Here is a 26368-nt window from a genome sequence, read left to right as displayed (position 1 = left end):
AACCGACTCAGCGGCTCGGCAGGCTCAGGCCGTCACCACGTGCGCGCCCCGCGCCGGAGCCGGTGCCACCCGTGCGTTGCGGCAGGTCCCCGACGCCAGCAGCGCGTCGGCGACCTTGAGGGCCGTCGGCCCGTCCTCCACCAGGAACGCCGTCGTCGGTCCGGATCCGGAGACCAGGGCGGCCAGGGCCCCCGCCTCCGTGCCCGCGGCCAGGGTGTCCGCGAGGGAGGGGCGCAGGGAGAGCGCGGCGGGCTGGAGGTCGTTGCTCAGGGCGGCCGCGAGTGCGCCGGAGTCGCCGGAGCGCAGGGCGGCCAGCAGCGCGGGTGACGCGGCCGGTTCGGGGACCTCCACCCCTGCCGTGAGCCGGTCGAACTCCCCGTACACCGCGGGCGTGGACAGCCCCCCGTCCGCCACCGCGAAGACCCAGTGGAAGGCCCCGCCGACCTCGATCGGGGTCAGCTTCTCGCCGCGTCCGGTGCCGAGCGCGGCCCCGCCGACCAGGCTGAACGGCACATCGCTGCCCAACTCGGCGCAGATGGCCAGGAGTTCGTCACGGCTCGCGCCGGTCCCCCACAGGGCGTCGCAGGCGACCAGGGCGGCGGCCCCGTCGGCGCTGCCGCCCGCCATGCCGCCCGCGACCGGGATGTCCTTGGCGATGTGGAGGTGGACGGCGGGCGTGATGCCGTACCGCTCGGCCAGGGCCACGGCGGCGCGGGCGGCGAGGTTGGTGGCGTCCAGGGGGACCTGGGCGGCGTCCGGTCCTGAGCAGGTGATGCGCAGCTCGTCGGCGGGGGCCGCGGTGACCTCGTCGTACAGGCCGACCGCGAGGAAGACGTTGGCCAGGTCGTGGAAGCCGTCGGGGCGGGCGGCGCCCACGGCGAGCTGGACGTTGACCTTGGCCGGGACGCGGACGGTGACGCCCGTACGGACAGCGCTCACAGGGACGACACCTCCGGCTTGTTCTCCGCGATCGCCGCGAACTCCTCCACCGTCAGCGCCTCCCCGCGCGCCTGCGGCGAGACCCCGGCGGCGACCAGCGCGGCCTCGGCGGCGGGCGCGGAGCCGGCCCAGCCGGCCAGGGCCGCGCGCAGCGTCTTGCGGCGCTGGGCGAAGGCCGCGTCCACGACCGCGAAGACCTCGGTGCGGGTCGCGGTGGTGGCGATGGGCTCGGTGCGCCGGACGAGCGAGACGAGCCCGGAGTCGACGTTCGGGGCGGGCCAGAAGACCGTACGGCCGATGGACCCGGCGCGCTTGACCTCCGCGTACCAGTTGGCCTTCACCGACGGCACGCCGTAGACCTTGTTGCCCGGCCGGGCGGCCAGCCGGTCGGCGACCTCGGCCTGGACCATGACGAGGGTCCGCTCGATGCTGGGGAAGCGCTCCAGCATGGTGAGCAGGACGGGCACGGCCACGTTGTACGGGAGGTTGGCGACGAGCGCGGTGGGCGCGGGGCCCGGCAGCTCGGTGACCAGCATCGCGTCGGAGTGGACGAGGGTGAAGCGGTCGGCCCGCTCCGGCATCCGCGCCTGGACCGTGGCGGGCAGGGCACCCGCGAGCACGTCGTCGATCTCGACCGCGACCACCCGGTCCGCCGCCTCCAGCAGCGCCAGGGTCAGCGAGCCGAGCCCGGGGCCGACCTCGACGACGGTGTCGTCCGGGCGGACCTCGGCCGTGCGCACGATCCTGCGGACGGTGTTGGCGTCGATGACGAAGTTCTGACCGCGCTGCTTGGTCGGGCGTACGCCCAGCTTCGCGGCCAGGTCGCGGATGTCTGCGGGGCCCAGGAGGGCGTCGGGCTCTGTGCTGCTCACCCGGTAAGCCTACGGCCGCAGTGCGGCCACGGACTCGCCCCCCGCTGTACGTAGAGCTTCTTCGCCCGGTACGTCTGCTCGGCGGCCGGGGCCTCCTGGGGCCGCCCGCTGCCGCCGAGGGACTGCCAGGTCCGGGTGTCGAACTGGTACAGCCCGCCGTACGTCCCGCTCGGGTCCACCGCCCCCGCCCGCCCGCCGGACTCGCAGGCGGCGAGCGCTCCCCAGTTCAGCCCGTCCGCCCCGGCCACCGATGCGGGCCGCTGCCGGGTGCCGGTGCGCACGATGCGGCTGACCGGCCGGTGGACCAGTTCCTCGGCGGTCCTGCGGGGCTTCTGCCGGACGCCGTTGACGGTCCGCACGGCGTACGTGACCCGGCGCACGCCGTTGCGGCCCGCCCGCTCCACGACCTCGGTGCCCCGGAACAGCTCGGGGTCCTCACTCCGTTCGACGGCGTACGGGACGCTCTCCTCACGCACCTCGCGGGTGTCGGTGATCCGCATGACGGAGATCGTCTGGCCGTCGCGCGGGAAGCTCGCGGGGTCGACGGAGGTGGTGTCGTGGCCGTGCAGGGTGATGCCCGCCTCGGCGAGGGCCTCGCCGACGGTGGCGCTGTTGGTGCGCAGGGTGCGTTCCTGGCCGTCGGCCATGAAGGTCACGGTGCGTTCCGTGCGGACGTCCAGGGTGAGGCCGGTGCGGGCGATCCGGGCGGAGCGGGAGACGGAGAGGTACGCCCCTTCGGCGCGGATCCCGAACGCGCGGAGGGCCCCGTCCACGGTGTCGGCGGTCGTCCACACCCGGCGGTGGTGACCGTCGAGCGTGAGGTCGAGGGGGCGGCCGTAGCGGACGACGACCTCGTCGCCGTGGTCGAGCCCGGCGCCGGGGGCCGGGGCGACGACGTCGTGGGGGCCGACGCTGACGCCCTCGTCCGCCAGGAGCTCGGTGACGTCGTCGGCGAAGGTGTGCAGGGTGCGGGGCGTGCCGTCGACGTCGAGCCGTACCGCCTTGTCGTCGGCGACGAACGCGGTGGTGCCGCCGGCCAGGAAGGCGACGACGAGAGCCTTGGGGACGAACCGCCGCAGGGTGTCGGGGTTCCCGGCGAACGTACGGCGGCGGCGCTTGGCGGCCCGCCGGGCGGCGGCGCGGGTGGGTCCCTGCCGGGGCACCGGGAGCGGGATGTCGACCACCGTCGGGGCGTGGGCTCCACCGCTCTCGACGAGGACCCCGTCGGCCACGGTCAGCTGCTGGTGGAACGCGCCGGGAGGGGCCATCGGCACCGGGGCTGGGGGCGGCGGCGCCAGTGCCGTACGCCGTCCGCCGCGCGCCGCCCGGTGACTGCCCTGCGAAGTACTCACGCCGCTCCCGAAGATCCGCCCGCCACCACCCCGTCGTGCGCGGGGACGATAGCGGAGCTCCGGTGACTCTCCAAAGCGACACGGCTACAGAGCGTTGCCGGGAAGGTGTGACCGGGGGTCAGAAGTCGAACGCGCGTGCCGTGTTGTCGTAGATCGCGGCGGCCAGCGTGTCCTCGTCCACGCCCTTCACCTCGGCCATCGCGCGGAGCGTGACCGGAATGAGGTAGGGGGCGTTGGGCCGTCCGCGGTACGGGGCGGGGGTGAGGAAAGGCGCGTCCGTCTCGACGAGGACCAGCTCCGTGGGGGCGACGGCGAGCGCGTCGCGCAGCGGCTGGGCGTTCTTGAAGGTCACGTTGCCCGCGAAGGACATGAAGTACCCGGCCCGTGCGCAGACCTCGGCCATCTCGGCGTCGCCGGAGTAGCAGTGGAACACGGTCCGCTCGGGCGCGCCCGCGTCGAGCAGGACCCGCAGGACGTCCGCGTGCGCGTCCCGGTCGTGGATCACCAGGGCCTTGCCGTGCCGCTTGGCGATCTCGATGTGGGCCCGGAACGACTCCTCCTGGGCGGCGATCCCCTCGGGGCCCGTACGGAAGAAGTCGAGGCCCGTCTCGCCGACCCCGCGTACGTGGTCGAGGGCGGCCAGCGCGTCGATCTCCGCCAGCGCCTCCTCCAGCGCGGCCTTGCCGCCGGGCTCCCGGGCCCCCTGCCGCGCGGTGCCGTCCGGATCGCCGTGGACGATGCGCGGGGCCTCGTTGGGGTGGAGGGCGACCGAGGCGTGGACGGCCGGGTGGGCGGCCGCGGTCTCGGCGGCCCAGCGGGAGCCGGCCACGTCGCAGCCCACCTGGACCACCGTCGTCACGTTCACCGCGGCGGCCCGGGCGAGGGCCTCCTCGACGGTGGCGTCCTGCATGTCCAGGTGGGTGTGGGAGTCGGCGACCGGGACCCGGAGGGGTTCGGGCAGCGGCGGGGCTTCGGTACGGCTCATGCGGACGACTCTACGAGGGCCCGGTCCACCGGCGTACGAGGACCCCGGGGCCCTCACGCGGGGAGGCGGTCACCGGTGGCGCCGGGCCCGGCTCACACGTGCGTCACCTGCGGTGGAGGCGCATCACCTGCGGTGGAAGGGGTGGAGCAGGTCCGACAGCCGCCAGTGGCGGTCGGAGGCGGCGGCGGCCGGGACCTTCCCGGCGTCCTTCTTCGCGCTCCGCGGGGCGTGCAGCAGCTGCTGGGCACCGGCCACCCGCCCGGCGCGCATGATCCGGACCACGTGCCCGCCGCAGTTGGTGCAGGTGGGCGTCGAGAGCGGGGACGGCACCCGCTCACCGTCCGCCGTGTAGACGACGAACTCGTGACCGTGGATGTCCATGTGGTGCTCTATCTCGTAGGACTGCTCCCAGCCGTACCCGCACCTCATGCAGGCGAAGGCGTACGCCTCGTGGACGGTGGTCGCTGCGATCTCGCTCATACCCGCTCCTCTTGTCCGCCGGTCAGGCACTCCGGGGACGGCCGGCCCGCCCGAGGGATTCGGGCAGGCGGCCCGTCCCTTCAAGTGGACACCCGGGCAGGGGCCGACGCACCAGCTCAGAGGCGATATTGATGCGTTCTTGGCCTCCTTTTGCCGCCCTTTGCCGCCGCATGGCCCGCGACAGGGCAGCCCGTGACCGGTGGAGCAGACAGCCGGTGACCGGAAGACCGACGAGCGCCCCGTGCGCGCCCACCCCCGGGGCGTGAATGCGCCCGCGCACCACCCCCGCGAGACCCCCCTGGATTCCCCGAAACCCCGGCCTTTCATCACCCGACCGTCCCATGAATTCACCATTCAATTGAAGGGAAAAATGCCACGGATGCCCGATCTCCATTTGCGGCACCCTCCTTCCTCCCTTTCACTCGGAACGTACGTCAAGCACGACTTGGTACGTACATCCACCCGATTTCCCACAGGATGGGGAGCACCCATGTACACCACGGACACCACTGCCACCGACATCGAGCTCGACCTCGACACCGCGCTCAACCCGGGCGAGATCGACGGCGTGTACCGCGACTCCCGCGAGTGCGCCTACCTCGCGCTTCTCGCCGGCGGCGGCGCCCTGCTGCTTTCGCCTCCGACCCCGCGGCCGAAGAAGGGCTGAACGTCGGAACATGGACCAGACACATGCTTCGTCCCCGCTGGCGGGTGCCGTGCATGACCTGGCAACAGAGGTGGTCCTCGCTCTTCGGAGCGGGGACCACCTCGCCACGGTTTGCGGCGCGGCAGGAATCGACGAGGAGAACCGGACCGGAATTGCGGCCGCGCGGGTCATCGGCGCCGACCTGCTGCTGCCGAGTGTTCTGTACGGCCGTCATCCGCACCCCGGGGATGTCGCCGTGCTCGACCGGGCGGTACGGGAATTCCCGCCCAAGCCCGACGCTCCGGCCGCGACGGCCTGGAGCCACTGGCACATGATCTCCACGCTCCAGCGGTTCGCGCCGCCGCCCCAGGGCGCGACCGGTCCCGGCACGGCCGTCGGCACTGGCACGACCGTCGGCACCGGCACGACCGTCGGCACCGGCACGACCGGAACGTACGCGGAGCCCGACGCCGCCTGGCTGGAGAACGCGCCCTGGCAGTCCTTCACCCACCAGCTCTCGGTCCTCGCCCCCCTCGCCGTACCGGCCGCCCCCTCGGCCGTGCAGCGGGCCGCGGCGGACCGGGCGGTCGACCTCGCACGCGGCTTCGTCCGCGCGGTGCGGCGGCGCGACTGGCTCCAGGCGGCGGGCGCGGGCCGCTGGCTCGCGGCGATCGGCGGTGAACCGGCGACCCTGGGCCTGGAGCGCGGCCTCGACTTCGTCGAGCTGATGGGCGGCCACGACCCCCGTGTCACCCTGCACGTGCGGGCGGCCCGGCTGATGGCCGAGGCGAGGGCACGATGACGACGACCGCGACGCAGGACCCCCGGGGGCGCCCGGCCCCCCGGGGCCCGGCCTCCCCCGGCGCCGCGCTCGCCGTCCTCCCGCACGTCCTGCGCGGGGCCCTCACCTGGACCGACGCTCACCGGGCGGAGTTCGCGCTCCCCGAAGACGTCCTGGAGCCCCACACCCAGGTCAACGCCACGCTCAAACCCCTCGGCGAACTGGCCCAGCTCTGCTCCACGGTCCGCGCCGCCACCGCCCCCGGCACCCCGGAACACGAGGTGGCCGGGGACCTCGTCACGTACGCCTGGGAGCAGGTGTCCCGGGGCGGGCTGCTCCTGGAGCTGCTCCGCGCGGAGCCCTTCGCGGCCTACCCGTACGAGATCTACGCCGCCTTCGCCGGGTACGGGCTGCGCCACGAGGGGTTCGAGGCGCTGGCCCGCCCGCTCACCGCGACCCGCGCGTGGGCCCACACCGAGCAGCACGCCAACCGCCAGCTCGGGCTGATCAACTCGGAGCGGCGGGTGGGGGTGGTGACCCACACGGACGCCGGCGGGGTGCTGTCCCGGACCTGGCTGGGCGGGCTCTCGGAGCCCTGGACGTTCGAGGGCCCCTCCGGCTACGCGCTGACCCACACCGTCTTCCACCTCACCGACTGGGGCCGGATGCCCGACCGGGTGCCGGAGAAGACGGACGCGTACCTGCGGACCTGGCTGCCCGCGTGGGCCGACGGCTGTCTGGAGAGCGGCCAGTGGGACCTCACGGGCGAGCTGCTCGCGGTGGCCGCCTCGCTGCCGGGTCCGGCGCCCCTGGAGCTGCTGGACGCGGTCTGGCCGGTGCTCGCCGACGTCCAGCACGCGACGGGCTGCGTCCCGGAGACCGGCGTACCGGTTCACGAGGACGCGCCGGACCCGTACCCCTTCATCGACTGCTACCACTCCACGCTCGTCACGGCCTTCGCGGCGGCCCTGTCCCTCAGGTCGCTGACGGACGGCTCCGGGCCCTCCCGGGAAAGGCACACCCCATGACCAGCGGAAACACCGGCATCCAGCAGATCCACGACGTCGGGGCGAAGGCCCTGGGCTGGCTGTACGAGCACCGCGAAGGGTTCCGGCTGGAGGCCGACCCGGCACCGGAGGCGGGGATGCTCGACCGGTTCAAGCCGCTGGGCGAGCTGGCGCTGATCGGGAAGGTCATCTTCCGCGAGGGCGTGGCCGGGTCTCAGCAGTCCGCGCTCGCGCACAAGCTGCTGGACCACGCCTGGCACGAGCTTCTGGGGTCCGGGGCGCGGCTGCTGGAGGGCCAGCGGCGCGAACCGCTCTCGCCGGTGCCGCTGGAGGTCTACGTACCGTTCCGGGAGCTGGGCTACCGGCAGCCGGACCTGGAGTCCGCGATCCGGCTCAACCACCGCCTGGCCAGCTGGGCGGCGCTGGAGGTGCTGCCGGTGCGGCGGCTGGGACTGAGCGCGATCGAGCGGCGGTTCGGCGTGGAGCCGAGCGTTCCGGAGACGGCTGCGCTGGCGCACACCTGGCTGGCGCGACGGCCCGAGCCGTGGACGGTCGAGGGCCACATCGGCTACGACATCACGCACACGGTCTTCCACCTCACCGACTGGGGCGAGAAGCCGGCCGGGCTCCCCGCCGACATCGCGGAATACCTGGAACTCTGGCTGCCCACCTGGCTGGACGACTGGCTCGACCTGAAGCGCTGGGACCTGCTGGGCGAACTGCTGGTCGTGGACGCGTGCCTCCCGGAACCGACGCTGGACGCGGCGGCCTGGCAGGGGTTCGCGCAGGCGCAGCAGCCGGACGGGGCGATGCCGGTGGTGGGGGACATGCCGGAGGGCGACGAGGAGTCGGTCTTCGACCTCGTCTACCACCCGACGCTGGTGGCCGCGTTCGCCTCGGCGCTGGCGATGAGCCGGGCGCTGTCCGACCTCAGCTCCGAACCGGCTCCGGCATGACGGACGTGACGGCGGCCCCGGTGACGGCCCCCGGTTCCTCGGCCACCACGGCCCGGCTCCTGGCCGAGGCGGCCGGGCGGATCGACGCCCCGGACGTGGTGCTCGCGATCAGCCGGGGCGGGGTGCGCACGGTCCACACGGGCGGCAGTGCGGAGCCGGGCCCGGTCGCGCGCGAGCACCTGCACTACGAGCTGGGTTCGGCGTCGAAGCCGTTCGCGGGGCTGCTGCTGGCCCGGCTGGTGGCGCAGGGGAGGTTGCGGTACGAGGACCGGGCGGCGGACCTGCTGGCCCCGGGCCTGCCGGTGCACCCTTCGGTCCGCCGGATCACCCTGCGCCATCTGCTCACCCACACCTCGGGGCTGCCGGGCCTGCCCGCCGACTTCTACCCGCAGGCGGTGCCGCGGTGGTCGACGGACCCGTACGGCAACTATCCGGCGGACCGGGTGGTGCGGGCCTTCCTGCGTGCCCGCCCGCGCCACCGCCCCGGGACCCGCTGGCACTACTCGAACTTCGCGGTCTCCGTCCTCGGCCACACTCTGGCGGCCGCCACCGGAACCCCGTGGGAGGTGCTGCTGCACCAGCAGATGCTGGCCCCGCTGGGCCTGGAGTCCACGCTCCTGCGCCCGGGCCCGGACTCCACCGACGCGACCGGCCACCGCCGCGACGGAACCCCGCTGCCCGCGCTGGACACGGGGGGCTTCACGGCAGCGGGGGCGGTGCGGTCGACGCCGCTGGACCTGCTGACGTTCCTGGAGGCGCATGTGGGCGGCGGGGCCGGGCCCCGGGAGCCGGCACTGGGCGCCGCGCTCACCGAGGTGACCCGCCCGGTGCTCCGGCGGGGCCTGCACCACACGCACACCCACACGCTGACGTGGTTCCAGCACCCGACCCCGTACGGTCCGGTGCTCTTCCACGCCGGGGCGACCCTCGGCCAGCAGGCGTTCCTGGGCTTCCGCCCCCAGACGGGTCTGGTGGTGGCGGCGACGGCGACGCGGCGGGTGCACCGGGGGGACACGTTCGTGGCGACGGCGTACGGACTGCTGACGGAGACGCCGTAACTACTAAGGCTTACTGAGACTTCTGCGGGGCCTTCTCCGCGTTCTTGGCGGCCACCACCGCGTCGAACACCTCGCGCTTCGGCACCCCAGCGGCGGCGGCGACCGCGGCGATCGCCTCCTTGCGCCGCTCCCCCGCCTCCTCGCGCACCCGCACGCGCCGTACGAGCTCCTCGGCGTCCAGCCCCTCGTCACCGGAGTCGGTGGCGCCCTCCACGACGACGGTGATCTCCCCCCGCACCCCGTCGGCGGCCCACACGGCCAGCTCACCGAGCGGACCGCGCTTGACCTCCTCGTACGTCTTGGTCAGCTCCCGGCACACGGCGGCGCGGCGGTCGGCGCCGAAGACCTCGGCCATGGCGGCGAGGGTGTCGTCGAGCCGGTGGGGGGCTTCGAAGAAGACCATGGTGCGCCGCTCGTCCCCGACCTCGCGGAGCTTGGAGAGCCGCTCACCGGCCTTGCGGGGCAGGAACCCCTCGAAGCAGAAGCGGTCCACGGGCAGTCCGGAGAGGGCGAGCGCGGTGAGGACGGCGCTGGGCCCCGGGACGGCGGTGACACGGATGTCCTTCTCGACGGCGGCGGCGACGAGCCGGTAGCCGGGGTCGGAGACGGACGGCATGCCCGCGTCCGTGACGAGCAGCACCCGGGCGCCACCGACCAGGGCTTCCACCAGCTCCGGCGTACGGGCGGACTCGTTCCCCTCGAAGTAGGAGACGACACGCCCCGAGGTGTGGATGCCGAGCGCCTGGGTGAGCCGGCGCAGCCGCCGGGTGTCCTCGGCGGCGACGACGTCGGCCCGCTCCAGTTCGGCGGCCAGGCGTGGCGGGGCGTCCGCCACGTCACCGATGGGGGTCCCTGCGAGCACGAGCGTTCCAGTCGTTCCAGTCACATCAGCCATCCTCGCAGCACGGGCAGCACCCTTCGCACAGATGCGTTCCCTACGATGGCGCGGTGACGAGTACCGCGCCCGAGACCCAGCGGGGCCAAGACGCCGGGGACCCGCTCGGCGAACAGCCGACCTCCTGGCAACGGCGGCTGCGCCGCTTCGGCCATGTTCCCCGCCCGGAGACCCCTCTCCGCGACCGGCTGGACCCGCCGTACACCCGGCCGGGGCGGCAGGTGTGGTCGGTGCTCGCGATCCCGCCGCACGTCGCCGACCGCTTGGTGCGGTGGTCCGGCTGGGGCGGCCCGCTCCTGATCACCCTGGTCGCGGGGCTGCTCCGCTTCTGGAAGCTGGACCGGCCGCACGCGGTGATATTCGACGAGACGTACTACGCGAAGGACGCGTGGGCGCTGGTCAACCAGGGGTACGAGGGTTCCTGGCCCAAGGACGTCGACAAGCTGATCCTGAAGGACCCGTCCTCCGTCCCGATCCCGACCGACCCGGGCTATGTGGTGCACCCGCCGGTCGGCAAGTGGATCATCGGGTTCGGCGAGCAGCTTTTCGGCTTCACGCCGTTCGGCTGGCGCTTCATGGTGGCGGTGCTCGGCACGGTCTCGGTCCTCCTGCTCTGCCGGATCGGCCGGCGGCTGTTCCGCTCGACGTTCCTGGGCTGTCTGGCGGGGCTGCTGCTCGCGGTGGACGGGCTGCACTTCGTGATGAGCCGGACCGCATTGCTCGACCTGATCGTGATGTTCTTCGTGCTGGCCGCGTTCGGCTGCCTGGTGGTGGACCGGGACCGCGCCCGCCGCAGGCTGGCCGACGCACTGCCGGTGGACGAGGAGGGGGTGCTGCGCCCGGACGCCCGGATCGCGGAGACCCTGCGGCTGGGGTGGCGGCCGTGGCGGCTGGCGGCGGGCGTGATGCTGGGCCTGGCCTTCGCCACGAAGTGGAACGGCCTTTACGTACTGGCCGCGTTCGGCCTGATGACGGTGTTGTGGGACGTGGGCGCGCGGCGCACGGCGGGCGCGGTGAAGCCGTACATGGCGGTGCTGCGCCGGGACTTGGTGCCCGCGTTCGTGTCCACGGTGCCGGTGGCGATCGTCACGTACGTCGTCTCGTGGACCGGCTGGATCGTCACGGACAAGGGCTACTACCGCAATTGGGCGGCCACCGAGGGCAAGAACTCCTCCTGGAACTGGCTCCCGGACTGGCTGCGGAGCCTGTGGCACTACGAGAACCAGGTGTACGACTTCCACGTGGGCCTGACCTCGGGCCACACCTACGAGTCGAACCCCTGGAGCTGGCTGGTGCTGGGCCGGCCCGTCTCGTACTTCTACGAGGAGCAGGCGGGCTGCAAGGAGTCGACCACCGGCAAGTGCGCCAGCGAGGTCCTCGCCATCGGCACCCCGCTGCTGTGGTGGCTGGCCTGCTTCGCCCTCGCGTACGTGGTGTGGCGCTGGCTCTTCCGCCGCGACTGGCGGGCCGGCGCGATCGCCTGCGGGGTGGCGGCGGGCTGGGTGCCCTGGTTCTTCTACCAGGAGCGCACGATCTTCCTCTTCTACGCGGTGGTGTTCGTCCCGTTCCTCTGCCTGGCCGTGACGATGCTGCTGGGCGCGATCGTGGGCCCGGCGGCGGGCCAGGGCGCCCGGGCCGAACTGGGCCTCACATCGGGCGACCCGACGGGCGAACGCCGCCGCACGCTGGGCGCGATCGCGGCGGGCGTGCTGGTGCTCCTGATCGTCTGGAACTTCATCTATTTCTGGCCCCTGTACACCGGGACGTCGATCCCGGAGGACTTGTGGCGGGACCGCATGTGGCTGGACACGTGGGTGTAGGGGTAAATGCAGCATCATGCGGAGGGGCCGCGACGAAGAATCGTCGCGGCCCCTCCGCATGGAAATCCGCATGTACAGGAGTCTGCTCGATCGGCAGAATTCCTGAACTCCGCAGGCTAGAAGAAGTGCTTGCGCCCACCGACCGCGCGGCCGGTCGCACCCAGGATCCACAGGATCGCACCCACCAGGATGAGGATGCCGCCGATCGTCGTCAGCAGCCCCATACCGACAAGCAGGCCGATAATCAGCAGAATAAGTCCAAGGACGATCATTTTCTTTTTCCCATCGTCAAGTCGGATTCAGACGCGGATGCGCCTGCGCTTCACAACGGCCCTCAATGCACCCCACCGGTAAGTCCCGGCTCCGAATGGTCGCCAGGACCTCGTTGCGTTGATTCATGTGCCCGGCAAAACCCGGTTCACTCACCACAACGAAAATTTGTTCCCAGGCCGCCCCGGGGGGCTGGAGGGGGCCTGCGCCCGTCCCGCCGCCCAGGCCCTCGGTGAGGGGGGCTCGCTCCACGGACACATCCGGAGAGCGCTTTCCAGCCAAGCATTCCGGTCCGGTAACAACGCCCTCACTGTTCACGACAACCCCTTAGGGTTCCTCACAGTTGCCCCTTGAACGTGTTCAGGGGGCACTCCTGGGGAGGGGGACTGCACAGATGCGCAGTGGAGCGAAGGTCGCCGTGGTCGGCGGAGTGTTCGTCCTGGTGGCCGGCGGCATCGGCTACGGGGCATACAGCGTGCTCGGGAGCGACGGGGGCGGGGACGCCAGCGTGGCGTCCCGGAACGCCACACCCGAGGTGAAGACGGGGCCGCCGAGCGCCGAGGAGATAGCCCAGGCGTCCAAGGGCTTCTTCGACGCCTGGGCGGCCGGGGACGCGGCGGGCGCGGCCCTGCTCACCAACAACGAGACCGGCGCGGAGCCCGTACTCGCCTCGTACGGCGAGGACGCCCACATCGGCAGGGTGAACATCACCCCGGGCCCGGCGGTCGGCACGAAGGTGCCGTACACGGTCAAGGCCACCGTCTCGTACGACGGGAAGTCGAAGCCCCTGTCGTACGCCTCGGAGCTGACCGTGGTGCGGGGGCTGACGACGGGCAAGGCCCTGGTCGACTGGGCCCCCAGCGTCGTGCACCCCCAGCTGACCGAGGGCGCGACGCTGAGGACCGGCGAGTCGTCGACACCGACGATCGAGGCCGTCGACCGCAACGGCGCGGTGCTGACGAAGGAGAAGTACCCCTCGCTCGGGCCGATCCTGGACACGCTGCGCGAAAAGTACGGGGAGAGCGCGGGCGGTTCGGCCGGCATCGAGACCTGGATCGAGCCCGCCGACGAGGCCCAGCCCGACATCAACCTGCTGACCCTCGCCAAGGGCAAGCCCGGCAAGGTCCAGACGACGCTCGACGCGGGCGCGCAGGCGGCGGCCGAGCGGGCGGTGAAGAAGTACGCGCAAGCCTCGGTGGTCGCGGTGAAGCCCTCCACCGGGGCGATCCGCGCGGTGGCCAACAACCCGGCGACCGGGTTCAACGCGGCGCTGCAGGGCAAGCAGGCGCCCGGCTCCACGCTGAAGATCATGACGGCGGCGATGCTGCTGGAGAAGGGGCTCGTCACAGCGAACGGGGCGGCGGAATGCCCCAAGGAGGCCAGGTACTACACCCGGACCATCCACAACCTGGACAAGTTCTCGCTGCCCGACGGCTCCACCTTCACCCAGAGCTTCGCCCGGTCCTGCAACACCGCCTTCATCAAGCTGATCGACGATGTCGATGACGACTCGGCGCTCGCCAAGGAGGCCCGGGACGTCTTCGGAATCGGCCTGGACTGGAAGACGGGCGTCGTCACGACCGACGGCAGCGTGCCGGAGGAAGTGGAGGGCGAGGCCGCGGCCCAGTACATCGGGCAGGGCACCGTCCAGATGAACGCCCTCAACATGGCGTCCATCACCGCCACCGCCATGACCGGCACCTTCCACCAGCCGATCATCGTCCCCAAGTCCCTGGACAACCGGCAGTTGGCCCAGGCCTCGCGCTCGCTGTCCCCCTCCGTCACGCAGCAGCTGAAGACGATGATGCGAGCCACTGCGGCCTGGGGCACCGGCGCCAAGGCCATGGCCACGGTGGGCGGCGACAAGGGCGCCAAGACCGGGTCGGCCGAGGTCGACGGGCAGGAGACCTCGAACAGCTGGTTCACCGGCTTCAGCAACGACCTCGCCGCGGCGGCGGTCGTCCAGACCGGCGGCCACGGCGGCGACGCGGCGGGCCCGGTGGTGGCGGAGGTGCTGCGCGCGGGCGGCTGAGGCCGGAGCGGACCCTCCGGGGACCTGTGCCCCGAGCCTGCGCGGCACGTCGCTCACCAGGTGACGGTCCTGGACACCGCGGGTCTGACGCCCCGCCGGGAGAGTTTCCGGTCGCCCCGCCCGAGTGCTACACAACTGTGCACGTAGTACCGGTCGTTCATCATGTTCGTCTCCGAGTGGCGGACCCCGTCGTCCCAGTACGCGTAACCGCTGCTGCGTCCGACGAAGCGGAACGGGATGATGTCGCGCAGCAGCGTCCGGCTGAACTCGTCGGCGGGCCCGGCGGCATGGTGGAGCCGGCGCCACTGGAGGGACAGGTAGACGCCCATCGTCGGGCTCGCCGCCCGGACGGCCTCTCCCCGCGTCCAGGTGCCGGTTGTGGAGTCCGGGGAGCGCCGCCAGCGCCCCTGCCGTGGCACGGAGGCGGGTCCCGCGGATCTCGGTCCGCGGGGCCAGGACGCCCGGCAGTGCGGGGGTGACCGAGTCGTTGACCACGGTGAGGCCCCACGCCCTGCGGGGGACGTCGGCCGCCGTCGCGCCAGGTTCGGCGTCCTGGAGCGGAACGACTCCGGCGGGCAGGTCGAAGGACATCCTGCGGGCCACCCCGACTCCGCCGAAGCCGGGGCCGGGACCGGACGCCTTGTACCGCAGCAGGAGGTTGCTCCACTCGCCCAGGGTGAGCGTCGGCGTCAGCACCACGGTGGGCTGCCAGCCGTACCCGTACATCGCCTCCAGCGTCTCGGCCAACTGGCCCGCCGCTTCGGTGAAACGGTCGAACGGAGGCAGGGCGGCCCCCGCCGGAAGACGGCCGTCCACGTCCGCGGCGGCCGTCAGCAGCCGGTACTCCTGGTGGGCCATGGCGAAGGCCGTGTCCGGCGTGCCGCCCTGCGGGTTCTGGCGGACCACGACGTCGGCCAGCCCCACGGCGGCCAGGGCGTCCTCGACGGGAACGGCGTACAGGACGTTGCTCGCGACCCGCCCGCCCGCCTCACGCCGGTCCAGGACTTCGGGCTGCTGCTCGATCAGGATCCCGACCACGGCGTCGCCCCGGCCGGGGACCATCACCCCGCTGCCGGAGTACCCGCCGAACCCCTTGAGCTCCTCGTCGACCCGCAGTTGGTGGACGCGGCCGGTGTTCCCGTAGGAGTCGGTGAAGTCGGTGCGGCCCACCGCGCTGATCCCGCCGGAGAGGTGGGCGCCCGCCGCCTGGTTGGGCACGGGCACCGACCACCGCTCCCCCTGGGTCGCGGTGGACAGAACCGCGACCGGTCCGCAGTCCTCGCCGAGGGTCAGCAGGGCGATGTCGTGGCCGGCGGCTTCCCGGACGGCCGTCACCGCCAGCTCCCGTCCGCCGGAGCGGAACCGGATGTGGTCGGGCGGCGCACCCTTGATCACGTGCAGGGCCGTGAGCACCGACCGGGGTGCGACCAGTACGGCGCCGCCCGTGCTCGCGGGCTGTCTCCCCCGCGTGACGAGGACGCGCCCGAGGGGGCTGTCAGGAGCCATCGGCGGCCGGTTCCGCGCGCTGGAAGGTGAGGGTCACCTCGAAGGTGCAGCCGGCTGTCGCCTTCGAGACGATCACCCCGGCCTCGGCCGTCAAGGTGATGCCGAACGTGGCGCTCAGCTCACTCAGCCGCCACTTCTCGTCCGGCGGAAGGGCGTCGGCCCCCGCGAGGACGGACTGTCCGCCGACGCGCATGGCCGCCCGGATGTCGTCCAGCCTGCTCGCGAGCGCTTCGGGCAGCGCCGCACCGGAACTGATCTGTCGATTGCCGTCCAAGGAAGCCACTTGGACCAGCACGTCGAACTCGTCACCGGTGCCCTGCTCATGGCCGGTATCGCTCATGACCCACCCCCTGAGTCGCGGGCCCGGGCCGTCTCCCCCTGGCCGGTTCCCGTCCTTGCGAGAGTAGGCCGGACAGGACCGCGTAAGGGGTCCGATCACCCAGCCGGTTATCAATCTGTCACTTTGCGCAACCGAATGATCACGCTGCTACGGTTCGGGGTTCCAGTCCCCCCGCCCCGCCACGTCCAGCGCCAGGGCGGCGATGTTCCACGCGTCGTCGTCGCCCCGGTGGTGGCGGCCCTCCAGCGGCAGACCGGCCAGCTCCAGCGCCTGGGCCATGCCGGGGCGGCGGCGGAGCCCGTACGACGTGGTGAAGACGGCCTTCGCGTTGGTGTGGCGGTGGCCGAACGGGTACTCCGCGCCCGACCGTTGGCACTGGAGCGTGAACTGCTTGCGGTCGTAGTCACCCCAACTGGCCCACGGGAGCAGGCCCGTACGGTGTTCGGCGGCCAGCACCCGGCAGGCCTCGGCGAAGGTCAGGCCGCCGTCCACCTCCGCCTGCGTCAGGCCGGTCAGCTCCGTGCAGAACGGGCTGACCTCCGAGCGGGCGGGGCGCACCAGCAGGCGGTGCTTCGCCACCCGCTCGCCCGCGCGCAGGTCGACGACGGTGAGGCCGATCTCGATGATCTCGTGCACCTGGCCGGGCGGGGGCTGCCCCTCCCAGCAGGTCGCTTCGACATCGACCACGTTCAGCAACCGCTCGCCCGAGCCCAAGCCCAAGCCCATGCCCAAGTCCGCGTCCATGGGGCGAGGGTAGAAGTACCCCCGCCCCAGGTCACCCGAGTAAAAGCCGCAGGACGGCTAGGGCGCGAGCTTGATCGAGTTGATCGGGGTCAGGTTCACGTCCCAGTACGTCCACGTGGGCATCTTCTCGCCGCAGCCCACCCCGTCGTACCCCGTGCACAGCTGCACGGTCGCCCCGCCGGTCTGGTTGTTGAACACCCGGTGGGTGCCGGTCTGGTTGTTGAGGTTGTAGACGCCGTAACGGAAGTACGTGGCCTCCGGCCGGTTGCCGTTCCAGGACGCGCCCGGGTAGATACAGACGTACCCGGACTGGCATCCCGCGTAGGTGTCCTGGGCGTCCCGGGTGTCGGACGCGCCGGCCTGCGCCCCCGCTCCCGTCGCCAGCACGGCCCCCGCCGTGAACATGACCGTCACTGCCGCTCGTACGAAACTGCGCATGTCGTTCCTCCCTGCCCCGGGCCCCTGGACCCGGCGCTCCCCTGTGGGACGGGTGATTCCGGTCGGTCCGGGCGGCCGCCCTGCGGCGTTCCCTCCCGCAGGCCGGTCGCCCGGATGACAGAAGCGTGGCAGCGGACCGGCCACTCGCGCCGCACCCTTTCATCAGGGTGAAACCGTCGCGGGCCCTCATCAGGGGGAAACCGTCGCGGGCCGGGGCATCGGCAGCGGTCCCTCCGCCGGGCCGTCCCCGGCCGTCTCCAGCAGTCGGCACCCCAGCGGCGTGGGGTGGTGGAGCACGCACCGGCCCTCCTTGCGGCAGGCGGCGAGGCCCGCCTCGCGCAGGATCGCCAGTTGCTGGCAGGTGTTGGGGAGCGAGCAGCCCACCGCGAGGGCCAGTTCGGATGTCGTGGCGCAGCCGCGCAGGGCGACCTCGTACAGGAGCGCGGCGCGTGTCGGCCCCAGCAGCCGGGCGAGCGAGGCGTCCGAGGCGGCTGCGGGCGGCTGGACCGGCTTCTCGACCGGGTAGACCAGCACCGGCAGCAGCGCCCCGTCGAAGAGCGTGATGGGCTTGCGCCAGCAGAAGTACGACGGCACCAGGAGCAGGCCGCGCCCGGCCAGGTGCAGATCCCGCTCGACCGGGTACGTCACCTCCAGTACGGGCGGGCTCCACCGGGCCATGGGCCGGAACGTCTCCAGCAGCGCCCGGACCCCGCCCGCCGCGAGTTCGCGCGAGCGCCAGGCGACGTCCGAGGCCACAGCCGCGTCGATCCAGGGCCGGTACGGGGCGACGAACGCCGCGTCGTACGCCGTGAGCAGGCCCCCGAGCGCCCGGAGCGCCGCCGCGTCGCCCCGCGCGAGCTGCTCCGCCGCGAAGGGCCGAACCCGCGTCTCCGGTCCCGGCCCCCTGAGGGGCAGGGTCCGCGCCTCCGACTCCGCGAGCAGCGTGAACTCCCGGCGCAGCCGGCTCCGGGGCGTCGACAGCACCCGGTCCACGCCCTGCCGCAGGTCGGCGTTGCCGCCGTCCACGGCCGGCGTCAGGAAGTCGGGGATGTACGGGCCGCACGGCATCAGGCTGCGCAGCGCGAGCGCGACCGCGCGGTCAGCGCCGCCCGCACCTCCCCCGCCCCCACCTCCCCCGCCGCCTCGCAGTAGGGGTGTCACCGCGCGCCGCCACGGCCCGAACGCGATCCGGCCCTCATCGGTCTGGAGCCGGCAGACGCTGCACACGATCTCCCAGAGCGGGTCGGGGCCCCGGGCGATGCGGACGTGCTCCAGGTCTCTGGCGGTGAAGTGGATGCGCAACATTATTTCCCCCTTGTCGCACTTTCCTGCACATATCGCCCCATCACTGTCGCGCGAAGGGGGGAAGCCGCGATCAGCACTCACCTCTTCCAGCCAGGGACCGTCCCCGGATTGGCCGGATGACCTGGTGAAAGGGCGCGGGGGCGCACGGGAGGGGTCGCGGGACCACCACCCGGAACCCCCTCGCATGCACCATGCACCGACCGCTAGCGTGCAGCCATGAGCACTAGCGACACCCCCGAGCCGTCCTCGGCCACCGCCCCCGTCTCCCACGCCCACCCCCGGTTCGCCGAGGCGCTGGCCGGGCTGGGCCTCCAGGTCGAGGTGCGCCGCTTCCCCGACGCGACCCGTACGGCGGCCGAGGCCGCGGCGGCGGTCGGCTGTGCGCTGAGCGAGATCGTCAAGTCCCTGGTCTTCACAGCGGACGGCGTCCCGGTGCTGGTCCTGATGGACGGCGCCTCGCGGGTGGATGTCGAGCTGGTACGGCGTGAGCTGGGCGCACAGAAGGTGGCGCGGGCGAACGCGGATCTGGTCCGGGAGACGACCGGGTACGCGATCGGGGGCGTACCGCCCTTCGGCCACGCGACCCGGACCCGGGTCCTGGCGGACCGGCGCCTGCTGGACCACGCCGTGGTGTGGGCGGCGGCGGGCACCCCGCACACGGTGTTCCCGCTCGACCCGAAGACGCTGATCGCCCACGCGGGCGCGACGGTTGCGGATGTGCGCGAGCTTCCCAAGTGACCCCGCTGGTCGCACTCGCGGTCCTCATAGCGGCGATAACGCACGCCAGTTGGAACGCCATCGCCCACGCCATCAAGGACCAGCTCCTCTCCTTCACGCTGATCTCCGGCGGCGGCCTGCTGATCGGTGCCGTACTGGCCCTCTTCGCCCCGCTCCCGGCGGCCGGGGCCTGGCCCTACCTGCTGGTCTCGGCCGCGCTGCACGTGGCGTACATGATGCTGCTGATGCGGTCGTTCACCCTCGGCGACTTCGGCCAGATGTACCCGATCGCCCGGGGCACGGCCCCGCTGGTGGTGACGGTCCTCGCGGCGGTCTTCGTCGGCGAACGCCCGGACGCGTGGGCGACGGCGGGCGTCGCGGTCGCCTCGGCCGGACTGGTCGGGCTGGCGCTCTGGGGCATCCGGGGCTCCGGCAAACGCCCGCACTGGCCCGCGATCGTGGCGGCCCTGGGCACGGGCCTGGCCATCGCCGGTTACACGACGGTGGACGGCGTCGGGGTCCGGGCCTCCGGCACCCCCCTCGGTTACGTCGCCTGGCTGATGATCCTGGAGGGCATGGCGATCCCGGCGTACGCGTACTACCGCCGCCGCTCCGAACTGGCCGCCCAGCTCCGTCCGTTCGCGGTACGGGGCCTGCTCGGCGCGGCCCTCTCGGTGGTCGCGTACGGACTGGTCCTCTGGGCCCAGACCAGGGCCCCGCTCGCCCCGATCGCGGCGCTGCGGGAGTCGTCGATCATCGTGGGCGCGGCGATCGGCACGCTGTTCTTCAAGGAGCGCTTCGGGGCGCCGAGGATCGCGGCGGCGGGGCTGATGGTGGTGGGCATCGGGCTGATGCTGCACACGACGGGCTGATGCCCCCCGCCCCTCCGGACACGGCAGGGGCGAGGGGCATCGGAAGGCTTCGGGCTCAGACAGTCACCTTCGTCGGCTCGTCGTCCTTGTCCCCGTCGTTCCCGTCGTCCCCGTCCGTTCCGCCGGCCTTCCGGACCCGCACGTACTCAAGGAAGCTGTTGAGCTCGCGCTTGACCACGGGGGCGAGGAGGTACAGGCCGATGATGTTGACGACGGCGAGGGTGAAGAGCACCGCGTCGGCCAGGCTGATGAGGGTCTCCAGCGTCAGCAGGGACCCGGCGACGGCGAAGAGCGTGTAGAGGCTCTTGTAGACGGTCTCGCTGGTGCGGCTGCGGCCGAAGAGGTACGTCCAGGACTTGAGGCCGTAGTAACCCCAGGTGAGCACGGTGGAGATCGCGAAGAGCATGACCGCGACGGTCAGGATGTACGGGAACCAGGGCAGCACGGTCTCGAAGGCGTCCGAGGTGATCGTCACGCCGCCGATGGACTCTCCGTCCCGGGCCTCGCCCCAGCTGGCCGGGTTGGCGATGACGATGGTCAGCGCGGTCATGGTGCAGATGATGACGGTGTCGATGAACGGCTCCAGCAGCGCGACCAGGCCCTCACTCGCAGGGTGCTTGGTCTTGACCGCGGAGTGGGCGATCGGCGCGGAGCCGATGCCCGCCTCGTTGGAGAACGCGGCGCGCTGGAAGCCGATGATCAGTGCGCCGAGCACACCGCCCGCGACGCCCTCGGGGTTGAACGCGCCCTCGATGATCGCGCCGATCGCGGCGGGCACGGCGGTGACGTTGACGAGGATGACGACGAGGCAGGCGACGACGTAGATGCCGGCCATCGCGGGCACGAGCCGGCTGGTGACCGAGGCGATCGAGCGGATGCCGCCGAGCAGGACGATGCCGACGAGGGCGGCGACGAGGACGCCGAAGAAGAGCGCTCCGCCGGAGGAGCCCATCGCACCGCTCTCGCCGCCGGTGACGGAGACGAGCTGGGCGTAGGACTGGTTGACCTGGAAGAGGTTGCCGCCGAAGAGCCCGAAGAACAGGATCATGATCGAGGCGAGGACGGCGAGCACCTTGCCGAGGGTCTTGCCGTTCTTGCCGAAGCGTTCGGCCAGGCCCTTGGGCAGGTAGTGCATCGGCCCGCCGGAGACGGTTCCGTCGGCGTGGACCTCGCGGTACTTCACACCGAGGGTGACCTCGACGAACTTGGTGGCCATGCCGAGCAGACCGCAGACGATCATCCAGAACGTGGCTCCGGCGCCACCGATGGACACGGCGACGGCCACACCCGCGATGTTCCCGAGGCCGACGGTGCCGGAAACGGCGGCGGTCAGCGCCTGGAAGTGGTTGACCTCGCCGGCGGAGTTCTTGTCGTCGTACTTGCCACGGACCACGTCGAGGGCGAGCCGGAACTTGCGCACCTGGACGAAGCCGAACCAGCCGGTGAAGACGAGGCCGGCCACGGCAAGCCAGGTGACGATGAGCGGCACGTCCGCCCCGCCGATATTGACGGAGTAGAAGACGATGTCGCCCAGCCAGTCGGCTATGGGCTCGAAGAACCCGCTGACGGATTCGTCGATGTTCTGCGTGATGGAGTCGAGTGACACGTTGGCTACCTCGAAGACGCGGGAGCGGCGGGTTGAGTGGGGGGCTTCGCCGGTCGATGTGCGATGGGGGGATGAGCGAACGTCGTTGTCCGGTCGGCGACCCGGCATGTCCATGAGGCGGACTACGACGGCAATCGCTCTGGCCTGCTGCCGGGTGGGGCCCGGCACCTCGCCGCGGTGGTTCCGTCAACGAAGTTGGGCATTTGTACCACGGTGTTTACCGATTCTTTAGTGATGTGTTTCACATTCCGGGAGGGCTGAGGTGAAGATGCTGGAGGAGTGACGTCATCGTTATGCGGATCGCGAGATGCGTTTATCGGACACCTATCGAACGATCGACGCCGAGTTGCCATTGGTCTAAACCTTCTTCTCGGGCCAGTTGAGAATTCGGGCGCCGATGACAGCGGTCTGCAGGGAGTAGCGGTGCCGGGGGTCGGCCGGGTCGTATCCGGTGAGCTGATGGATGCGTTCGAGGCGGTACGTGAGCGCGCGGACGCTCAAGGAGAGGTGCCGGGCGGCCTGCGTGGTGACACAGCCGACGCCGAAGTAGGCGGCGAGGGTCTCCAGATACGGCCCCGGGCCGCCGCGGGCCTTGAGCAGCGGCCCCAGGGTGGCCCGGACTAGGTCCGCCATGGCTTGGCGGTCCCGGGTCAACACCGGATAGACGAGAAGATCCGCCGCGTGCAGCACCGGGTCCTCCAGATCGAGGCGACCCGCCAGTTCCAGGGCCCGGAGGGCTTCCTCGTACGAGTGGACGACGCCGCCCGCACCGGGGTGCGGCCGTCCGATCGCGGCTCGTCCGCCGTCCGTGGCGGCATAGGCCTGTTTGGCGAAGTACGTGAGGACATCCTGCTGGTCCCCGGGCGCGATGCAGATCAGTCGGCCGTTCTTCGTGGTGAGGAGGATGTTGCGTTCACCGAAACGACCGGTGACCGCTCGCTCCACACGGCGGGGCACCAGGTCCCCCTCGATGTAGGGACCGGGACCTTCGGCGACAGCCACGGCATGAGCGTGGGAGAACCGCAGCCCGAACTGTTCCGCGCGTTCGGCCAGGAACCCCGGTTCGCCGCGCCCGTACAGCAAGTCGTCGATGAACTCCCTCCGCGCCGCCTCCTGTTCCCGGACGGCGAGTTGCTGGGCCCGCTCGTACCCCTCGCAGAGCGCTTCGACGGCAAGTTGCACGGCGGCCAGTACCCCGCCGGCACCGGTGGCCCCGCCCGGCCAGGCGGCCCGGGCCGCGGCGAGGTGGCGTACGACCAGGCTCCGCAGTGTGGTGCCATCGGCCGCGGCCCGCTCTCCGAAGTCACGGAGGCTCTCCACCTCGGCTGCGTCCGGTTCCTGGCCCGTTGCCGCGACCGTGGTCAGCAGGGCTTCGTAGCCGGGGTAGGTCTGCGCGCAGGGCTGCGGCGTGCTTCCGGGTTCACCCGGTACGGGCGAGGCGGCCCGCCGCTCGTCCTGGGGCGGCTTCACCGGCGGCCGCAGGCCCGAGGTCTCTCAGAAGGAGGTGGCGGTGGATCCGGGCTCTTCGCGCGCTGGTGCAGGCATTGGTCCACGGCGGACAACCCTCCGGGGTCGCGGCAGGCGGAGAGACGGCTGTCCCCCCGACGCCGACCAGACTTCCCGGCACACCAGCGCGCATCGCGACGCGTTGCCCGCATCATAGTGGCGGGCGAAGGATCAGCGCCCTGCGGCGTACGGGACGAAGCCGGCCCATGCGGTGGGGGTGAGAGCGAGCCGGGGGCCCTGGGCGTTCTTGGAGTCGCGGACATGCACGGCACCCGGGGCGGTCGCGACCTCGACGCATTCGTTGCTGTTGCTGCTGTCGCTGTAGCTGCTCTTGAACCACGCCAGCTCGGAAGCATCCTCGGCAGAGGTCTCGCTGCTCATGTCTCTCCCAGCACTTGCTCGATGAAGGCCCGCGACTCCCCAGGGTTGAGAGCCTGCGCCCGGATGATGCCACACCGCAGCTCAATGATCCGAAGGTACTTCGGGTCGGAGACCGGCCGGCTGCCGAAGTCACCCTCGGAGCGTCCCACCGCCGAGCCGTCCTTGAACTTCAGCACCTGCATCTCACCGCCCATTCCGGCATGCTCGTCGCGACTGGTCGGCATCACCTGAATCTCGACATGGCGCAGCTCGCTCACCTCCAGGAGACGTTCGAGCTGTCGACGCCACACCATTCTGCCCCCGAGGTGGCGTCGCAGGGTCACCTCTTCCTGGACAAAGCTGAGCTCCGGAGCCGGCGAGCGGCTGAAGATGGACTGCCGGGCCATGCGAGCGGCCACCAGCCTCTCCACCTCGTCCTGCGAGTACGCGGGCCTCCGCATCCCGAACAGCGCCCGCGCGTACTCTTCGGTCTGCAAGAGCCCGTGGATGTTGTGACTGCCGTACGCCGAAAGCTCCACCGCCGCGGCCTCCATTTTGGCCAGCTCCCGGATCTTCTTCGGATACCGCACCTCCGCGATGTCCGCCTTCATCGCCGCGAGCTTCCCGCCCGCCCCCAGCACCCCGTCCGCACCGTCCATGAACTCCGGGCGAGGGATGCGCCGGCCGCCCTCCACCTTGTAGATGAGGTCCTCGCTGTACCCCATCGCCGTCCCGAACTCCGCCGCCCGCATCCCCGCCGCCTCGCGCCACGCCTTGATCTGGCGGCCCACGGCGGCAACCACCGCTGCACCCGGCTCGTCGTCCGGGTCGACCTCCCAGCCGGGCTCGTCCACCCCGCCGTCCCCGCGCTCCGTACCGTCGCCAACCACGCTCATGCGAGCCCCACTTCCGACGTGCGTGCCGTTCTTCCCTCAACAGCGACCGTTCCCGGCACGTCACGCCAGACAGCCAAGACAACACGGGACAAGCCTCAGACACTGACGGTACGCAAGGGCTCCGTCACTGTTCACGGTACGCAGAGATGGCCACGCTGAGTGACATGAACCAAGAAATCCTCCGCACCCAACCCCCCTCCACCGACCGGGCATTCACCGTCCTGCTCTCCCCCACCCGCCGAGGCGCCCGGCTCGCCCGGCTGCTCACCGTGGCCCATCTCGGCGCCTGGGGGCTCCCCTCGGAGTCGGCGGCGCACATCGTCGCCGAACTCGCGGCGAACGCCTCGGTCCACGGCCGCGTACAGGGCCGGGACTTCCAACTCACCCTCGCCGTCAGCGGGCGGACGCTGCGGATCGAGGTCACCGACACCCGGGGCGACAGCGCCCCGCCCGGACCGGGTGCCGTCAAAGCGCCCGAGGACGACTCCGAACACGGGCGCGGGCTGCTCATCGTGGAGGCCCTGGCGGACCACTGGGGCATCGCCCCCGGACCCGTACCGCGCAAGACCGTATGGGCAGAGATCGACCTCGTACGGTGACGGTCCCGCCACCGGGTCGTGCGCGGGTGCGACCCGGTACCCCGCGAAGAGCGCCCACCGGATCGCGCTCCACCGCGACGCGGTGACCCGGGACATCAACTACTTAAAGAACCAAGAGAAATAACCCAACCAAACCCAGCCCGGCCCTCACCTGACGCATCCCGGGGGCTCGTCACCCACACGGGTGAGATTTGCCAACTGAGCTGGATTTCGCACCGGTTGGCAGGCATATGCTCACGCCACCAGACCAGCACATACGTCGGCCCCCGGCCGGGACTGCAATCCCGATCGAGGGCCTGACCACCAAGGAAGTAGTCCCTTCCCGATGGATACCCCGCAGAATACTGCGCTCACGCGCGCCCTGACAGAGCTTCCCGGCCCCCTCCCGGCCCGTGGCGTGATCCACATCGCCATCCGGCACACCGACCGGTTCACCGTCGTCGGCAACGACCTCGCCCAGCACCCCGGCCTGAGCACGGCCGCCGTGGGCTTCGCCGTACGCATCCAGTCCCTGCCCCAGGGCACCGAGGTCGGCATCAAGGCACTCGCCGCCCGCTTCCCGGAGGGCGAGAAGCTCATCGCCGCCGCCCTGCGGGAGCTGGAGGCGCATGGCTACCTGCAACGGGCCCGTACACGGCTGCCGAACGGCCGGATCGTGACCCGTACGGTGTTCTGCAACCAGCCGACGGCGCTGCTACGGCCCCGAGCTGCGGCGGCCCCGCCCCAACTGCCGCCCGCCGCAAGGCCGATCACCACACACGCTCAGGCATCGGAGCCGACCGTCAAGCCTGAGGCATCACCCGAGCCCGATCCCCAGCCGGAGCCGACGCCCGACCCGCCCGCGCCCCTGGCCGCCCCACCGCAAGCCGCCGCCCTACCCTTCGTACGCCTCGTGCCGCCCCCGACCGCGCCCAAGCCTCCGCGCCCGCCCCTCCCCCGGCCCCGCGAGCTCACCCCCGAACTGGAGCGCATCTCCACCGCACTCCTCAGCGGCCTACGCCACCACGCGCCCCAATTCACCCTCTCCGAGGAACACGTCCGGGAGCTCGTCCCCGGAGTCGCGGCCTGGCTCGAACGTGACGCCCACCCCGACACCATCCGCCACACCCTCACCATCAACGCGCCGGAGCCCGTCAACTACCCCTACCAATTCGTCAAACACCGCCTCACCGTCCTCCTCCCACCACCCCTCCCCGGCGCCCACGACCTCACGCCACCACCGGCCCGCCGCAACCCCGTCACGCCCTTCCAGACCTGCGACGGCTGCGAACGCGCCTTCCGTGCCCCCACTCCAGGCCACTGCCGCGACTGCCGCAACGAGGTCGCGTACGCACAGGCCGCCGCCTGAGCCGGTCGTTCGTCGCCGGTCCGCGTTCGGACTCCAGG

At 71.9% G+C, this 26368-nt stretch carries 27 protein-coding genes; 11 read left to right on the top strand and 16 right to left on the bottom strand.

The annotated features are described in order from the left end of the window. Positions 1–24: 24 nt before the first annotated feature. The 5 genes from IE264_RS27890 to IE264_RS27870 form a co-directional block, all read right to left on the bottom strand. Positions 25–939, bottom strand: coding sequence for a 4-(cytidine 5'-diphospho)-2-C-methyl-D-erythritol kinase (locus IE264_RS27890; RefSeq protein ID WP_032757209.1), 915 nt, complete (start codon positions 937–939; stop codon positions 25–27). Further along, positions 936–1811: a 16S rRNA (adenine(1518)-N(6)/adenine(1519)-N(6))-dimethyltransferase RsmA gene (rsmA, locus tag IE264_RS27885; protein ID WP_032757208.1), complete on the bottom strand. Its 876-nt coding sequence runs from the start codon at positions 1809–1811 to the stop codon at positions 936–938. The genes IE264_RS27890 and rsmA overlap by 4 nt, the downstream gene beginning before the upstream one ends. Beyond that, the gene (locus tag IE264_RS27880; RefSeq protein WP_015609084.1) at positions 1808–3079 is read right to left on the bottom strand and encodes a resuscitation-promoting factor; all 1272 of its coding nucleotides are present in this window, start codon (positions 3077–3079) and stop codon (positions 1808–1810) included. Before IE264_RS27880 ends, rsmA begins: the two co-directional genes overlap by 4 nt. 202 nt (positions 3080–3281) lie before the next feature. Beyond that, positions 3282–4148, bottom strand: a complete 867-nt coding sequence (locus IE264_RS27875) for a TatD family hydrolase (RefSeq protein ID WP_032757206.1) — start codon at positions 4146–4148, stop codon at positions 3282–3284. Between the two features lie 123 nt (positions 4149–4271). Next, complete coding sequence (locus tag IE264_RS27870) at positions 4272–4628, bottom strand: hypothetical protein (protein ID WP_015609086.1); 357 nt, start codon at positions 4626–4628, stop codon at positions 4272–4274. Between the two features lie 490 nt (positions 4629–5118). Here IE264_RS27870 and IE264_RS27865 point away from each other — a divergent pair, with 490 nt between their 5' ends. Genes IE264_RS27865 through IE264_RS27845 form a run of 5 tightly spaced genes read left to right on the top strand, consistent with a single transcriptional unit; the run spans position 5119 to position 9076 of the window. Next, complete coding sequence (locus IE264_RS27865; protein ID WP_015609087.1) at positions 5119–5295, top strand: hypothetical protein; 177 nt, start codon at positions 5119–5121, stop codon at positions 5293–5295. 10 nt (positions 5296–5305) lie between these two features. Continuing rightward, on the top strand, positions 5306–6076 hold the full coding sequence (locus tag IE264_RS27860; RefSeq protein ID WP_032757204.1) for a hypothetical protein: 771 nt from the start codon (positions 5306–5308) through the stop codon (positions 6074–6076). After that, a complete protein-coding gene (locus tag IE264_RS27855; protein WP_032757202.1) occupies positions 6073–7083 on the top strand; it encodes a DUF6895 family protein in 1011 nt (336 codons plus the stop codon). The genes IE264_RS27860 and IE264_RS27855 overlap by 4 nt, the downstream gene beginning before the upstream one ends. Continuing rightward, entirely contained in the window at positions 7080–8018 is a 939-nt protein-coding gene (locus tag IE264_RS27850; protein WP_032757201.1) for a DUF6895 family protein, read from the top strand. Before IE264_RS27855 ends, IE264_RS27850 begins: the two co-directional genes overlap by 4 nt. Beyond that, the gene (locus tag IE264_RS27845) at positions 8015–9076 is read left to right on the top strand and encodes a serine hydrolase domain-containing protein (RefSeq protein WP_032757200.1); all 1062 of its coding nucleotides are present in this window, start codon (positions 8015–8017) and stop codon (positions 9074–9076) included. Before IE264_RS27850 ends, IE264_RS27845 begins: the two co-directional genes overlap by 4 nt. 10 nt (positions 9077–9086) lie before the next feature. Here IE264_RS27845 and rsmI read toward each other — a convergent pair whose 3' ends face one another. Beyond that, positions 9087–9971: a 16S rRNA (cytidine(1402)-2'-O)-methyltransferase gene (gene rsmI / locus IE264_RS27840; RefSeq protein WP_015609092.1), complete on the bottom strand. Its 885-nt coding sequence runs from the start codon at positions 9969–9971 to the stop codon at positions 9087–9089. Between the two features lie 53 nt (positions 9972–10024). Here rsmI and IE264_RS27835 point away from each other — a divergent pair, with 53 nt between their 5' ends. Continuing rightward, entirely contained in the window at positions 10025–11791 is a 1767-nt protein-coding gene (locus IE264_RS27835; protein WP_032757197.1) for a dolichyl-phosphate-mannose--protein mannosyltransferase, read from the top strand. Between the two features lie 116 nt (positions 11792–11907). On the opposite strand, the gene IE264_RS27830 is transcribed toward IE264_RS27835, so the two are convergent. Then, positions 11908–12063, bottom strand: a complete 156-nt coding sequence (locus IE264_RS27830; RefSeq protein WP_003968543.1) for a hypothetical protein — start codon at positions 12061–12063, stop codon at positions 11908–11910. A gap of 392 nt (positions 12064–12455) precedes the next feature. On the opposite strand from IE264_RS27830, the gene IE264_RS27825 reads away from it, so the two are divergent. Beyond that, positions 12456–14093, top strand: a complete 1638-nt coding sequence (locus IE264_RS27825; protein ID WP_032757196.1) for a penicillin-binding transpeptidase domain-containing protein — start codon at positions 12456–12458, stop codon at positions 14091–14093. 53 nt (positions 14094–14146) lie between these two features. On the opposite strand, the gene IE264_RS27820 is transcribed toward IE264_RS27825, so the two are convergent. The 5 genes from IE264_RS27820 to IE264_RS27800 all read right to left on the bottom strand — a co-directional run bounded on the left by IE264_RS27820 (position 14147) and on the right by IE264_RS27800 (position 18426). Then, entirely contained in the window at positions 14147–14512 is a 366-nt protein-coding gene (locus tag IE264_RS27820) for a hypothetical protein (protein ID WP_158706527.1), read from the bottom strand. 1076 nt (positions 14513–15588) lie between these two features. After that, a complete protein-coding gene (locus IE264_RS27815; protein ID WP_032757192.1) occupies positions 15589–15939 on the bottom strand; it encodes a CU044_2847 family protein in 351 nt (116 codons plus the stop codon). A gap of 147 nt (positions 15940–16086) precedes the next feature. Next, entirely contained in the window at positions 16087–16683 is a 597-nt protein-coding gene (locus IE264_RS27810) for a 3'-5' exonuclease (protein WP_099127661.1), read from the bottom strand. Positions 16684–16740: 57 nt separating this feature from the next. Then, positions 16741–17121: a hypothetical protein gene (locus tag IE264_RS27805; protein ID WP_015609098.1), complete on the bottom strand. Its 381-nt coding sequence runs from the start codon at positions 17119–17121 to the stop codon at positions 16741–16743. A gap of 189 nt (positions 17122–17310) precedes the next feature. Then, a complete protein-coding gene (locus IE264_RS27800; RefSeq protein ID WP_032757190.1) occupies positions 17311–18426 on the bottom strand; it encodes an ArsR/SmtB family transcription factor in 1116 nt (371 codons plus the stop codon). A 216-nt stretch (positions 18427–18642) separates the two neighbouring features. On the opposite strand from IE264_RS27800, the gene IE264_RS27795 reads away from it, so the two are divergent. Together IE264_RS27795 and IE264_RS27790 are read left to right on the top strand one after the other, a co-directional pair. Beyond that, complete coding sequence (locus IE264_RS27795) at positions 18643–19164, top strand: YbaK/EbsC family protein (RefSeq protein ID WP_015609100.1); 522 nt, start codon at positions 18643–18645, stop codon at positions 19162–19164. Continuing rightward, positions 19161–20015 carry an EamA family transporter gene (locus tag IE264_RS27790; protein WP_032757188.1) on the top strand — a complete coding sequence of 285 codons (855 nt, stop codon included), beginning with the start codon at positions 19161–19163 and terminating at the stop codon, positions 20013–20015. The genes IE264_RS27795 and IE264_RS27790 overlap by 4 nt, the downstream gene beginning before the upstream one ends. Before the next feature lie 55 nt (positions 20016–20070). On the opposite strand, the gene IE264_RS27785 is transcribed toward IE264_RS27790, so the two are convergent. From IE264_RS27785 to IE264_RS27770, 4 genes are all read right to left on the bottom strand, one after another. After that, positions 20071–21621, bottom strand: a complete 1551-nt coding sequence (locus IE264_RS27785) for an alanine/glycine:cation symporter family protein (protein ID WP_190167720.1) — start codon at positions 21619–21621, stop codon at positions 20071–20073. A 357-nt stretch (positions 21622–21978) separates the two neighbouring features. Further along, positions 21979–22989, bottom strand: a complete 1011-nt coding sequence (locus tag IE264_RS27780) for a PucR family transcriptional regulator (protein ID WP_051821886.1) — start codon at positions 22987–22989, stop codon at positions 21979–21981. Between the two features lie 309 nt (positions 22990–23298). After that, positions 23299–23508, bottom strand: a complete 210-nt coding sequence (locus IE264_RS27775; protein WP_032758014.1) for a DUF397 domain-containing protein — start codon at positions 23506–23508, stop codon at positions 23299–23301. Further along, positions 23505–24383 carry a helix-turn-helix domain-containing protein gene (locus tag IE264_RS27770; protein WP_032758015.1) on the bottom strand — a complete coding sequence of 293 codons (879 nt, stop codon included), beginning with the start codon at positions 24381–24383 and terminating at the stop codon, positions 23505–23507. Before IE264_RS27770 ends, IE264_RS27775 begins: the two co-directional genes overlap by 4 nt. Positions 24384–24547: 164 nt before the next feature. Between IE264_RS27770 and IE264_RS27765 the strand changes: the two genes are divergently transcribed. Both IE264_RS27765 and IE264_RS27760 read left to right on the top strand, forming a co-directional pair. Then, a complete protein-coding gene (locus IE264_RS27765) occupies positions 24548–24982 on the top strand; it encodes an ATP-binding protein (RefSeq protein WP_032758183.1) in 435 nt (144 codons plus the stop codon). Positions 24983–25307: 325 nt separating this feature from the next. Next, positions 25308–26330 carry a hypothetical protein gene (locus tag IE264_RS27760; RefSeq protein ID WP_032758017.1) on the top strand — a complete coding sequence of 341 codons (1023 nt, stop codon included), beginning with the start codon at positions 25308–25310 and terminating at the stop codon, positions 26328–26330. The last annotated feature ends 38 nt before the right edge of the window (positions 26331–26368 follow it).

Source organism: Streptomyces microflavus, assembly GCF_014650075.1.
GTDB classification, from domain to species: Bacteria; Actinomycetota; Actinomycetes; order Streptomycetales; family Streptomycetaceae; genus Streptomyces; species Streptomyces microflavus.
The sequence above is the reverse complement of the archived record's forward strand: the minus strand, read 5'-3'. Positions and strand labels throughout refer to the sequence as shown.